This window comes from Colwellia sp. E150_009 (genome assembly GCF_053543955.1).
This window is the reverse complement of the sequence record NZ_JBHFOM010000069.1, coordinates 1-12,314: the sequence shown is the minus strand read 5'-3', so window position 1 is coordinate 12,314 and position 12,314 is coordinate 1. Positions and strand designations below refer to the sequence as shown.

Below are 12,314 nucleotides of genomic sequence, written 5' to 3'. Positions count from 1 at the left end.
TTTCTAAAAGAAAACAGTATAAAAACACACAAAAAAATATATACTCCAAGACCCAAAATTCCATACATAAAAAACAAATCAAAAAAATCAGTCTCTAATGTATCAAAACTTGCAACGTTAGTAGAAGACGGAAAAGAAACAAAGGCCCCACCTCCAAATAATAAGCGGATGATACTAGGATCTTGCGCTAAGAATAAGTCAAAAGCATCCAACACGTATTCCACACGCCCACTACCAAGAAACAATAGAAAGCTTTCGGATTTATTAAACCTAAAGATAATTACATCGAAAAGGACGCTAAAAACATCTATTAATTTAGGGATGAGTGGAAAAAGTAATAGGCAGAAAATCATTAAAATACGATAACGATAGCGTGATAACCATACATAAACAAAAGCATTCAAAATAAAGAAAATAAACGCGGTTTTAGTTCCCACTAGAGGTATTGACATTATAATAAAGAAAAACACTTTATTTGAAATGACTACCAACCCCTCTTTTTTTAAAGCTAATAAAATAAGCGGGGTGACACCAAAATATAAACCCAAACCATTTCCTGAAGAAAAAAAGCTCTTAGTGCCAAAAGCATTTTCAACATAAGTCGGATTTCCAATACCTGTGATGGATGAAAAATAGATGAGAGCAGCAACAATAATAACATTATATAAAAGTGCTTTTGCAAGGAATTTTACTGTATCAAATTTCCTTAAAAAAAATGCTAAAACTGTAGTTACTCCACATAAGTAAAGTAACTTATAGGATGTTATAAAACCATATTGTACACCGTAATTATTTTGATGCTGAATACCATTAATTAACTCAGTAGTAAAAAGGAAAATCGCAAGAAGAAACATTGTAATTATTGGTAATTTATATTTGTAATAAATGAACAACACATACAAAAATACAAGCATTCTTCCTAGCTGTGAAGGTGACCCGACACCACCAGAATTAATTATTTTATTTACGACTAAATAACCGTTTAATGCATCAACGAATAATAAGACAAAAAAGATTAATGTAATAAAAAGTTTAAAATCATTTGTAGTGTATTTTTTGGCTGATTTTGCCTTGTTAATCATTTTAAAACTCTTGCTTAATAGCTTTCGAAGCCAGCCTTTTAAATTTACTAATCGAGCTTAGATGAGGAAAAAAGCGCTGTCTCATCATAATTACATTAAAGAATAAGTTTAATAGTATTGAAATTGATAGCACATTTCTATATTGAAGTAGGATAGAAATAAAGCTAATTTGATATTGCTTTTTATTTAGATTAAGTAAATATTTATTACGTTCTAAAATCACACCTAATCTTGACTTCATATTTGCGACTGATTTTACTTTAGTTAAACTTCCTTCTCGCCTGACAACAATATAACCGAGTTGATCAGTAACTTTTATTTTTATAGCTTTAGTTGCAGCTTTTAATGAAAACATCACATCATTAGATGCGATCACTTCATCAAATTTAATATTGTGTTTACAAATAAGAACCCTCGAAATCAACTTCCCCCAAGGGACTACGTGAGAATAAATAATAGCTTCATCTTTATTGATATTATAATTATTTATAAGTTCATTAATTTCGAAGTGTCTATCAGATACAGTCTGAGTAGAACTATTTAAACTAGTAACTTCGAAATAAACTATGTCAAATTCTCCTGAGTTAAAAGCATCAAATTTTGTAAAAGCACCTTCAGGAAAAAGGTCGTCTGAATCAGCAAAAACAAGCCAGTCGCCTGTAGCTTTAGTTACGCCAATATTTCGACACGTTCCCGCGCTTTTAACTGTTGTATTATTTTCAAGGTAAATACAACGAGATTTCAATTCTTTTGTCTGACTTTCAGGTAATGAACTTTTATCATCAACAACTATTATTTCAATATCTGAACGTTCAGGAATGGTATCTAATAATTTATGCAAACTAAGCACATCTTGATAATGTGGTATGATAACTGAGTATTTGATCATGAAGATAACTTTATTAATTCCTAATTTTTTCCATTGTAGCATTCAATAAAATACCCGCACAACGATATTAATAATGACAACTCAAGTGCTGAAGCATCTGATAAACTGATGTATTTGGTATCCAGCCTACCAAATACATAATTTGCAATTAGATAAGTAAATCTAATTAAATTTTTTAAGCTTTTTCAAATTAAAATAATGTTCTTTATTTCTGTGGCTAAACACAGTTGCAGGGTGCCCGCCTGCAATAGCTAATGCGGGTATATCATTAACTACGACACTTCCTGCTTGTATAACTGCACCTTCACCTATGTTCACCCCTCCTAGTATAATTACCCTACTCCCCAACCACACATTATCTTCAATAACAATATCCTTAAATATATACGTATTGTCATATGGCAGAGCGCTTCCGTTAATGTTATGATTTTGAGTAATCATCATACACGATGAGCCAGAATGAAAGTTATCTCCTATTTTCACTTTACCTCCACCGCTAATATCCATTCCGTTAAAATGGCAATTATGACCAAGGTATGTATTGCTATTAAAGTTAGATTTATTATTCACATTCGGCATTTCTTTATATGCCTTAATACCTCTTATAGCTCTTTTGGTGTGGTAATACTTATTAAGCTTTCTTTTCATATTTTTGATAAAGCTTATTATTTTTCTCATTTACCCTCTCCAAAAAAAGTCCAAGGCATTTTGTATAATTTGCCACTTATTAGCCATGCACATAAAAACTGCCACAAATTAGCTATTAAAAATGACATTGCAGCGCCACTTATTCCGTAAAGTGGTATTAAAAATAATAATAGGGCGACATTTATTACACCTGAAGAAACCGTGATATATGATAAGTATGTCGTTTTTTTAGCATAAAAAATGTAATTAGTTACCATAAGATACATACCTAAAAATATTTGCCCTGTAATAATTAAAGGTAATACATCAGCTGCTTGGTGAAATTTTTCCCCAACAATAAACTTTAATATTGGTGGTGCAATAAAAAAAGCCAGACAAGCCATTGTGCTTAAAAATACAAAATATATGTATGTGCTTTTTACTATCATTTTTTTTGTAGCGTGCTTGGCTTCTTTTAACTGGGCAAACAACCAAGGGGAATATGCTTTATTAATACTGCTAAATATTATATTCAAAGCACTGCCTAGATTAACAGCAACCATATATACCCCTGTCATCTCCAAGCCTAGCTCTTTATTTATTACTAATCTATCAATTGATAATAATAAAAAACCACCTAACACATGTGGAATTAATGGAACACCAAAAGACAAGGCATAATTAATATCATCACGGTTATACTTAAACAACACAAGCTTATCATTTATCAATGTAAATATAGCAAGTATGCCAACTATGATGCTCGTAATAACAATACCGTAAATCCGCCCTAAAGCCCCTAACTCTAAAAACACTACAAATAACAAACTAAATATTAAAACAACAATAGCATTCAATATTTGTAAAACACCATAGTGTTTTGCCTTACCTCTAATTTGCCACTGTCCTAAACGTATATTTAAAATAAAACTACAAAAAACACTTAACAACCCTAAGTAAATCCACGTGTATGGAATACCAAGAAAAGACGCTAAATAGCTGTCTATAACAAACAAAACAACCAGCGCAATCAATGTACTTGCTAATAAAATAAAAAAACAATTACCATTAAAGCGGGCTAATTGTTCTTTTGTAGCGTTATCTTCAAAAAACCGCCTATTAGCAGCACCATGAACACTCAAACCAACCAAAGCAGCTAGTGCCGTAGTAAAAAGAGTAAACATCGCTATTTGACCATATTCAGCGGGCATTAGATATCGCGTTAGAATAGGCAGTAATACAAAAGGTATTGCTGCACTCGCAATAGAACTAAACACATAAATAGAGCTATTTTTTATAAAACTGCTCATAAATTAACTTCAACCCCAAAATAACTAAGACCACAAAAGCATAAATACTTATCTAAAATCTATAAGGTTATTGATTACAAAAATTATAATTGCACTACCTCAGTACCAATAGATTCTAAATATTCATATATATAGCTCACATTTTTTTTAGATAGTTCAGTCGCTAAATATTTTGTTAAATTAAAACTAATAACACTATCAATTTTAAACAATGTAGGTAATGAGATGAGGCTAGTACTATAAAAACCACCAATGTACTTTGGTACACACTTATGTATTTTAAAATACTCTTCACAAGGCTGGCCTAAGGACTTAACTTCAACTCCTAACGAGCTTATAATTTCAAGCTTCTCAGCGGAGTCATCTCTATGTGAGATGTAAACTATTGCTTTACCATATTTTTTGTAGCTGTAATCAAAAGTATTTTTAAGTAGTTCCAACTCAACTTTTGAGTCTAAGAGCCCTGCTTCAGAATATTTAGCACCAAAGAAATAAAATCTGTCCAAAAGACTTACTTCAACCGGAATACTTTTCTGTCTGATATTTTTTTGTTGTGAAAAAAGCCAGGGGTCTAAATTAAAAACGCTAAACAAATTCGGTGGAGAATCGTCAAAATCAAAAGAAAATAAATAGCTATAAACTAAAAATAGAATATATGGTTTTGTATTTTTATAAAAAGAGCGTAACCCAATGCCTTTACTAAAAAGCTTTTTCTGCAACATGATAGTCGCAGAACCATCGTCAAGTAGAACTATTTTCTCTTTTGATATAACCTTTGCAACTAAACAAAAAAGATAGTTACGATACTCACCAATATAAACCTTTGTATTATTTTTATTAAATTTAAGCCGAAACTTAAGTAGGTAAAACAAAAAAAGGAACGGGTTAAAATATTGATTACTTGACGGCTCAACTCTAAAAACATGGTCCCAAGCTGAAGAATTGACCAGTTGCTGGATTTGTCTTTTGTTTTCCCCTCTACTCCTATCGCCATAGTTAACAATTAAAGTGTTTCTGCCTTGCTGTGTATTTTTAGCTTCTATTGCAGACATTAATTGTGTGGGTGACTCGACAATATAAACATTATCAATCATTTTTTTTACTCAGTAATAATTCTGCAATTTCAAAATCTAACTTTGTATCTATATCGACCGAGTTTACATTTGTCATTTCATACGCAAAAGACTCGTCCGTATAACAAACCTCCCCATATTGGAGCAACTTTTTAATATCAAAAATATAGATAGCACCATTTAATCTATAAAATTGTGGAAGTTCTTGTGAGCGTTTTGTCGCTTTTTTATTAATAAACGCCCCCATATTACCGTCAGCAGGCAAATTGTTCGACCATAATGGTGAGTGCTCACAAGGTGTAACTGAAACAACAGAAAAAGCATTTTTATTTATAAAATGCTCTATTGCGTTATCGATGTCTGTTACAGTTCGTAATGGTGATGTTGGTTGTAGCAATACAATAACATCATAACCATTACCAAATTTATTAAGTGTATAAAGTAACATGCTGTCTGTGCTTGCTTCATCAGCGGCTAAGTCTGCTGGGCGTAGTTCGGGAATAAGTAAGCCATGTTCCCGTGCAATTAATACAACCTCATCGTCATCGGTACTAATAAAAATAGAATCGATATATTCACTTTTATTAGCGGCATCAATTGTCCAAGAAATAAGCGGCTTACCATTAATCGGTAACACATTTTTTCTTGGTAACCTTTTACTGCCCCCGCGAGCTGGTATTATAGCCAAAACTTTTTTTTTATTTATCATCTTAAAAGCCTAACCGATGTATGTCTGCTTGTGCTCGCTGATAATCTTCCATTCGACCTATATCAAGCCAGTACTCATGGATAGGAAACATCATTATAGTGCCTTGCGTCTCTATTTTTTGTTCAAGCAAGGTAGGCATATCAATTCGTTGATTTTCTTCCACGCCATTTATTAGCTCAGGATTAATAACGTAAATGCCAGCATTGATATGAAATACTTGCGTTGGCTTTTCTACCATACTTTTAATTTTACCACAGTCCCCTTCTATTACACCGTAAGGGACTTGGTACTCATATTCACGAACGCACATAGTTGCATCTGCATTTTCATTAATGTGAAAGGTTAATAGCTTTTGAAAATCTATATTTGTTAGAATATCACCATTCATCATAATGAGTGGAAGGTTAGGTATATCTTGCGGTAACAAACCTAAAGCTCCGCCAGTTCCTAAAGGCTGTTCTTCATGTACATAAGTAATGTTAATGCCCCATTTAGAACCATCTCCAAAATGCTCCATTATCATTTCAGGCATATAATGAGTTGAGATATAAAAATTAACAAAACCAGATTTTATAAAATTTAATAATGTTATTTCTAGTATTGGCTTATCACCTACATGTAACAATGGTTTAGGGCAATTGTTTGTCAGGGGTTTTAAACGTGTACCAAAACCGCCAGCCATTAAAAACACCGGATTTTCAACTTTAGGAACCGTAATGGAATCATGTAAGGTATGAAGGTTTACTATAATTCCATTTTCAACTATCGGTATAGATAAAATATCTCTAGCTTCCATCAACGCTTTAAGCTGCAGACGAGATATTCCTACAGGAGCTACTATCGGCTTACAGTTCATCACTTTATCAACGGAGTCATCTAAAGATATACCCGCTAGCAAGCCTCGTCGTATATCTCCGTCACTTACTACACCCAACAGTTTGTTATTATTATTTACCACTATCGCGCCACGTAATGCCTCTTTGTCTATAACAGCAAGTGCTTCACGCACTGTTTTTTGTGGAGCAATTAATATATTTTGCCACTTATAACTCATTACTAGTCCTTTTGTCTTGAATATTAGCCCGAGCACCAAAAACTATTTTTTCCTTTTCAATACTCTTCGTAATAATTGCACCAGCAGCAATAATGGAATTTGGCCCAATTGAAATATTTTGTATAACAGCAGCACCAGTACCTATATGCACGCAATCGCCTGTATGCACATTTCCACTAAGTGTTGCACCGGGTGCAATATGATTATGCTGGCCTATGATGCAATCATGCTCAACAATAGCACCGGTATTAATAATTGAATTATCACCTATAACTGCACCTGCTTGTACAATCGCCCCCGCCATCACCTGCACACCATTTCCCAATACAGCGTAAGGCGAAATAATTGCGTGTTTTGAAATAACTTGTTGGAATTCAAATCCTCGTTGTGTAAATTTATTATAAATAGCTTGCCTTAAAAAACAGCCTGGTAACGACCCAATACCGTTTACTAGAGTGGAGTCACTGCAATTTTGTGCAAGCAAAACTTCATCACTATCTACATTTTCAATATCTGAAAATACATCTCGAGTACGATCCGTACTTGGAGAAAAAGTAGCTGTGATGCTTGCACTATTACTTTTCAGAATATCGATTAATACTCCTGCATGTCCACCAGACCCTAATATATACAAAGGCTTAACCATTAATCAGTTCACCTTCTTTGTACTCTTTAGTTGCATTTGTATCTAATAAGTCCCAATACTTGATTGGATTAATACCAGTGCCAGGTCGTTTAATGGCTATATTTTCTTGGCTAAATACTTCTCCGCGATTAATTGCTTTCGCTGCTACTAAACTTTTTCGTGCTACCGCTTTATTTTTAACTTCAGATGGCCGTGGCCCTTTAATGCCATCACCTAATATTTTTTCTACAATACGAATGCCATCAACCATTTCTTTTAATTCTATTGGATCAAGCGATGCTTTGTGATCTGGCCCGGGCAATGCTTTATCAACAGTAAAATGCTTTTCAATTAACACTGCACCTTTAGCTACCGCAGCAATAGGCACTACTGTTCCAGCACTATGATCGGAGTAACCCACTTCGAGCTTAAACGCGTCTTTCATGGTGTTCATGGCATTTAAATTTATATCATTAAATGGCGCTGGGTATTCGGTTGTGCAATGTAAAAGTGTTACTTTGTCTTTTAATAATTGCTTACCCTGCTCTGAAAAATACGCTGTTTGTAATGCTTCTTCTGTTGGATTGTCTTTTGGGTTTGTATAACCAAAGGCAATTACCGATAACGCCTGCTCTATTTCAGAAAGTGTTGCCATACCTGTTGATACAATTAAATCACAGCCTGTCCTTGCATGTTCCAGCACTAATGGCGCATTTGTAATTTCACCTGACGGTAGTTTTAGACGTGTTATTCCTAAATCATCAACTAAAAATGAAAGGCTTTCTGATTCGAATGCTGTAGATAAAAATTCAATACCTAAATTATTACAATATTTAACTAACTTATGATGTGTTTCGTAGCTTAATTCTAATCGCTTTAGCATTGAGTACTGTGACTCTTTTTTTCCACTATTAGTAATTTGATACTCTGCTTGTTGCGCATCTACAGTAACCAAATTTTTAGCTTTAAATGTCTGGAATTTAACTATATCAGCTCCAGCTTGATGCGCTGCATCAACAAGGGCAAATGCTAATTCGTCGCTACCATTGTGATTAACACCTGCTTCTGCAATAATTAATGTTTTCATATTACCTCCTTGATCATAAAATACGCTTCAGCGGCATTACAATTTGATTGCGCCCCTCTAACAAATGCTAAAGATTCTAAAGACTTTCTACTTCTAGGGAAGGGGAACTCACCAACTTCTGATTCAAATACTTCAAGAATATCTAATTTAGCTTCTAAAAAAGGTCCTATATCAATAAAAGTGTTTGGTCTAAAGCCACCATCTTCAGGCTTTAAGCCATAATCTGTTTCCGACATTGTTTCGTACGCTAAAACTTTTTTAATAAAAGGGTAGCGAAAAGATTTTGTACATGACATAACTGCATCATATACAATCTCATGATCGCTATGCGCATCATTTCTATAAGTTGTATAAACTTCATCTGGTTTTATTTCGTTAACAACCTTCGAAATAGCGCCTATCAGCTTTCCTTTGCTGACCGTTTCAAGGGCTGCCGGTGGAAAATTAAGTTCACTCAGACTACTAAAACCGTAAAGCTTGTTTACTTTATCAATTTCTTTATTTCTTATTGTTATTTGCTCTCGAGTAAAACCAAACTCTTCCTTCATTCCTGTAACTAATAGCCAGTGTACTTCGTGCCCTTCTTTTATATATCTTAATATTGTTCCGCCGCAGCCTAATGTTTCATCGTCTGCATGTGGGGCTACTATTAATACCTTTTTCATAAGTACTCTCCAATTTCATTCAAAGCATTAGGATCGAGATTATGTAACCAAATTGCATCTCGGCCTGCGCACTTAACTAGGAGCTCATTTTCTTTAATGGATAACACTTTTCCTGGCTCTATGTTTTCTGGATATGTATCAAATACTGGAGTTGAATCCATAACAGAAAATAGTTTTTCGTTCACCGAAAACTCAGCTCCTGGATAAGGCGCAGCTAAAGACCTAATTAAATTATGAACAGTATTTGCAGTCATTCGCCAGTCGATTAACCCGTCTTTCCGACTACGTTTTCTCCAATAGTTAGCTTGCTGATCGTTTTGTTCATAAAACTTAGCAGTACCATTGTGTAGCTCTTGAGTAAATTCAACAATTTGCTCATTAGCTACTGCTAATACTTTATTATATAAAGAGGTAGCATTATCGCTTTTTTTGATAATTATAGCCCGCTGGCTTAATATTGGTCCTGAATCCGCCCCCTCATCCATCTTAAAGAAAGTTGAAGCGGTTTCTTCTAACCCTAAAGTTAAAGCCCATATTAACGGATGCCTTCCTCTATTAGCCGGTAGCTTAGCAGGGTGAAAGCCGATCACACCATGTTCAGTCAACTCTAACGTTTCTTTTTTAAGTAAATAGCTCCATCCAAAACAATAGATTACATCTAATTCAAAGCTTTTTAAAAATTGATACGTACCTTGTCGCTCTTGAGGGTTTTCAAAATAATATGGTATGTTTTTTTCTTCACATAAACTAGATAAGTCAACAAAGTCAGAGTTAACCTTAGAGTCTTTCCTGGTCACCACTGCACAAACTTCTACACAATCCATATTAACTAGGGTGTTTAATGCTCGAAAGCTTGATTCGACACATCCAATAAAAGCAATTCGTAATTTTTTATTCATTGAAGTCATAAAATGATTTCACCACAATATTTTGAAGAGGGTATGTTAGTATTTTATTTACAATCTTTGGTGAACTCGTGCCATCGCCATAAGGGTTTTTTGCAGCCTTGCACACTTTATTAAACTCTGGGCTTAAAGCAATTTTAAAAGCCTCTTTTATTTCTTCAAAAGTATCTCCACTTTGTATTACTGTATCGCCAGCAATACGACCTTTTTGTCGATTCCCAATATTAATAGTTGGAATGTTAAAGGTTGGAGCTTCAATTAATCCACTTGATGAATTACCTATAACTGCTGCTGCATATTTAAGTAGACTTAAGTACCTAAGCTGTCCTAAAGATTGGACTAATAATATTCGCTCTGGATATTTATCTTTATACTTGTTTAGCACTTCGATTAACTTTCTTCCGTGAGTGTCTGCATTTGGATATGTAATTATGCATTTATAATCAGGAAATAAATCTAAAACTTTATTTAAGTTGTTTAGTGACTCAATCCCTCCTGTATTATCTAGTGTTACTGGATGATATGTAATCATAAAATAAGGAGATGATAGGTCAAAGTTTATTGACTCTGAGAGCTTTTGTTTATCTAGAAGATCAAGCTTTAATATACTATCAATACCTGGCGCACCATAATTAAATACTTTTTCTGGTTGCTCACCAAGTTGAATTACTCTTTTGCGATAATCTTCTGTCGCCGTGAAATGAATATGTGACATCTTAGTTATTGAATGACGAATAGCTTCATCAATCAGCCCTTCAGTTGTCTCTCCACCATGTATATGCGCTATTGGTATACATGCTAACATCGCTGCTTGCGCTAGTGCTAAGGACTCAAAGCGGTCACCTAATAATACAATCAGGTCTGGCTTATTTCGCTCTAAAACTTCAGAAGCAGAAATGAGTGCCAATCCCATTGATTTAGATATACCTACAGCAGAATCTGAAGATAATAAAAACTCCATCTTCTCAGTAACACTGAATCCATCAGCAACAATTTTATTTATTGTGTACCCAAATTCGGGAGAGAGATGCATTCCACCTACATATAATTGCAAATCGCACTCTGAAGAGCACTCTAATTCTTTAAGAACCCAGTAAAGTAACCCATATTCTGCACGAGTACCTGTAAATACTGCTATTTTCTTTGTCATTATAACTTACCTAAATTTTTAACTGGAGAGCTTGGTATGTTAACTAAGTGAGCTTCAATAAACTCTGAATGACTTAAGTCGCCTCGCATTGCATTTCCGAACATAGGTAAACGATGCATTAATTGCCATATTGGTCGAGTCATTACACCTTCAGCATTAGTCTGTTTGAGTAATCTTTCTCGCTCATTATGATTTGGACAAATAATTGCATTTAACCAATAATTTGATTTTGCATAGCTAGGCTCAGTGACAAATTGAAAGTCAGAACCTTTAAAAAAGTCTGAATATAAGCTGGCGAGATGACGTTTATTGTCGATAAATGTGGTGAGGTTTTCCATTTGCGCACAACCAAGTGCCGCGTTTAAGTTAGGCATGCGATAGTTAAAGCCCGCTTCATCATGAAAGAACTCATACGGATGAGGTACTTTTGCAGTCGTTGTAATATGTTTTGTACGCTGACCCGACACTAAAGTTTTGCATAAAACCATGCCACCGCCACCGGTGGTAATAATTTTATTACCATTAAAGCTAACTGCGCCAAAGTCACCTATCGTACCTGTATGCTTACCTTTATAAAATGAGCCTAGGCTTTCTGCAGCGTCTTCTACTAAAGTAATCTGCCACTCATTGCACACGCTGATTAGCTCATCAAGCTCAACAGGATGTCCAAACGTATGCATTGGCACTACCGCCTGAAAACGCTGCCTTGTTTTTTTATGAACAGGGCCCGATGCGGTTAATACGGCATGTTGCTCTAAAAATGTAGACAATGCTTTAGGGCATAAACCTAAGCTAACGGGTGATACATCAACAAACGCAGGCTCAGCACCCATGTGATATAAAGCATTACAGGTTGCTACAAATGTGAGTGCTTGAGTAATAACGATATCATTATTTTTAACTCCCGCCATATACAGTGCTGCATGCAAGGCTGCGGTACCATTTACAGTCGCCACTGCTTTAGCGGTGCCGGTGTAATTTTTAATATGTGTTTCAAAGTCATCTACAAACTTACCACCACTGGAGACAAACGTGCTGCTTATAGTTTCGGATACATACTGTTGTTCATTCCCTGAAAAGGTTGGCGCATGGAGAGGAATGAACTCATTAGTTTGGTAAAGATCTTTTACAAATGAAA

Annotated in this window: 13 protein-coding genes; all 13 read right to left on the bottom strand. The window is 34.7% G+C overall.

Annotated features, from left to right (window positions below):
- Nucleotides 1–1,082, bottom strand: a 1,082-nt coding sequence (locus tag ACE1OF_RS19130; RefSeq protein WP_448896454.1) for a hypothetical protein, incomplete at its 3' end; no start/stop codon positions are given.
- A gap of 1 nt (nucleotide 1,083) precedes the next feature.
- Nucleotides 1,084–2,013 (bottom strand): glycosyltransferase family 2 protein, encoded by a 930-nt coding sequence (locus tag ACE1OF_RS19125; protein ID WP_448896453.1) that lies wholly within the window; start codon nucleotides 2,011–2,013, stop codon nucleotides 1,084–1,086.
- A 120-nt stretch (nucleotides 2,014–2,133) separates the two neighbouring features.
- On the bottom strand, nucleotides 2,134–2,649 hold the full coding sequence (locus ACE1OF_RS19120; RefSeq protein WP_448896452.1) for an acyltransferase: 516 nt from the start codon (nucleotides 2,647–2,649) through the stop codon (nucleotides 2,134–2,136).
- Nucleotides 2,646–3,908 (bottom strand): oligosaccharide flippase family protein, encoded by a 1,263-nt coding sequence (locus ACE1OF_RS19115; protein WP_448896451.1) that lies wholly within the window; start codon nucleotides 3,906–3,908, stop codon nucleotides 2,646–2,648. The genes ACE1OF_RS19120 and ACE1OF_RS19115 overlap by 4 nt, the downstream gene beginning before the upstream one ends.
- An 83-nt stretch (nucleotides 3,909–3,991) precedes the next feature.
- The gene (locus tag ACE1OF_RS19110) at nucleotides 3,992–5,002 is read right to left on the bottom strand and encodes a hypothetical protein (protein WP_448896450.1); all 1,011 of its coding nucleotides are present in this window, start codon (nucleotides 5,000–5,002) and stop codon (nucleotides 3,992–3,994) included.
- Nucleotides 4,995–5,690: an acylneuraminate cytidylyltransferase family protein gene (locus ACE1OF_RS19105; protein ID WP_448896449.1), complete on the bottom strand. Its 696-nt coding sequence runs from the start codon at nucleotides 5,688–5,690 to the stop codon at nucleotides 4,995–4,997. Before ACE1OF_RS19105 ends, ACE1OF_RS19110 begins: the two co-directional genes overlap by 8 nt.
- 1 nt (nucleotide 5,691) lies before the next feature.
- Nucleotides 5,692–6,744, bottom strand: a complete 1,053-nt coding sequence (locus ACE1OF_RS19100; RefSeq protein ID WP_448896448.1) for a nucleotidyltransferase family protein — start codon at nucleotides 6,742–6,744, stop codon at nucleotides 5,692–5,694.
- Nucleotides 6,734–7,390 carry an acetyltransferase gene (locus ACE1OF_RS19095; RefSeq protein WP_448896447.1) on the bottom strand — a complete coding sequence of 219 codons (657 nt, stop codon included), beginning with the start codon at nucleotides 7,388–7,390 and terminating at the stop codon, nucleotides 6,734–6,736. The genes ACE1OF_RS19100 and ACE1OF_RS19095 overlap by 11 nt, the downstream gene beginning before the upstream one ends.
- Nucleotides 7,383–8,456, bottom strand: coding sequence for an N-acetylneuraminate synthase (gene neuB / locus ACE1OF_RS19090; protein ID WP_448896446.1), 1,074 nt, complete (start codon nucleotides 8,454–8,456; stop codon nucleotides 7,383–7,385). Before neuB ends, ACE1OF_RS19095 begins: the two co-directional genes overlap by 8 nt.
- Nucleotides 8,453–9,121: a PIG-L deacetylase family protein gene (locus ACE1OF_RS19085; RefSeq protein ID WP_448896445.1), complete on the bottom strand. Its 669-nt coding sequence runs from the start codon at nucleotides 9,119–9,121 to the stop codon at nucleotides 8,453–8,455. Before ACE1OF_RS19085 ends, neuB begins: the two co-directional genes overlap by 4 nt.
- On the bottom strand, nucleotides 9,118–10,029 hold the full coding sequence (locus tag ACE1OF_RS19080) for a formyltransferase family protein (protein WP_448896444.1): 912 nt from the start codon (nucleotides 10,027–10,029) through the stop codon (nucleotides 9,118–9,120). Before ACE1OF_RS19080 ends, ACE1OF_RS19085 begins: the two co-directional genes overlap by 4 nt.
- Nucleotides 10,013–11,176 (bottom strand): UDP-N-acetylglucosamine 2-epimerase, encoded by a 1,164-nt coding sequence (gene neuC, locus ACE1OF_RS19075; RefSeq protein WP_448896443.1) that lies wholly within the window; start codon nucleotides 11,174–11,176, stop codon nucleotides 10,013–10,015. Before neuC ends, ACE1OF_RS19080 begins: the two co-directional genes overlap by 17 nt.
- Nucleotides 11,176–12,314 (bottom strand): LegC family aminotransferase (locus ACE1OF_RS19070; RefSeq protein WP_448896442.1); only part of this gene is annotated, 1,139 nt, incomplete at its 5' end. The genes neuC and ACE1OF_RS19070, both read right to left, overlap by 1 nt.

Excerpts from the sequence above, each read along its gene's own strand:
- ACE1OF_RS19125 (WP_448896453.1), bottom strand. The coding sequence starts at position 2,013 with ATGCTACAATGGAAAAAATTAGGAATTAATAAAGTTATCTTCATGATC.
- ACE1OF_RS19120 (WP_448896452.1), bottom strand. The coding sequence starts at position 2,649 with ATGAGAAAAATAATAAGCTTTATCAAAAATATGAAAAGAAAGCTTAAT.
- ACE1OF_RS19115 (WP_448896451.1), bottom strand. The coding sequence starts at position 3,908 with ATGAGCAGTTTTATAAAAAATAGCTCTATTTATGTGTTTAGTTCTATT.
- ACE1OF_RS19110 (WP_448896450.1), bottom strand. The coding sequence starts at position 5,002 with ATGATTGATAATGTTTATATTGTCGAGTCACCCACACAATTAATGTCT.
- ACE1OF_RS19105 (WP_448896449.1), bottom strand. The coding sequence starts at position 5,690 with ATGATAAATAAAAAAAAAGTTTTGGCTATAATACCAGCTCGCGGGGGC.
- ACE1OF_RS19100 (WP_448896448.1), bottom strand. The coding sequence starts at position 6,744 with ATGAGTTATAAGTGGCAAAATATATTAATTGCTCCACAAAAAACAGTG.
- ACE1OF_RS19095 (WP_448896447.1), bottom strand. The coding sequence starts at position 7,390 with ATGGTTAAGCCTTTGTATATATTAGGGTCTGGTGGACATGCAGGAGTA.
- neuB (WP_448896446.1), bottom strand. The coding sequence starts at position 8,456 with ATGAAAACATTAATTATTGCAGAAGCAGGTGTTAATCACAATGGTAGC.
- ACE1OF_RS19085 (WP_448896445.1), bottom strand. The coding sequence starts at position 9,121 with ATGAAAAAGGTATTAATAGTAGCCCCACATGCAGACGATGAAACATTA.
- ACE1OF_RS19080 (WP_448896444.1), bottom strand. The coding sequence starts at position 10,029 with ATGACTTCAATGAATAAAAAATTACGAATTGCTTTTATTGGATGTGTC.
- neuC (WP_448896443.1), bottom strand. The coding sequence starts at position 11,176 with ATGACAAAGAAAATAGCAGTATTTACAGGTACTCGTGCAGAATATGGG.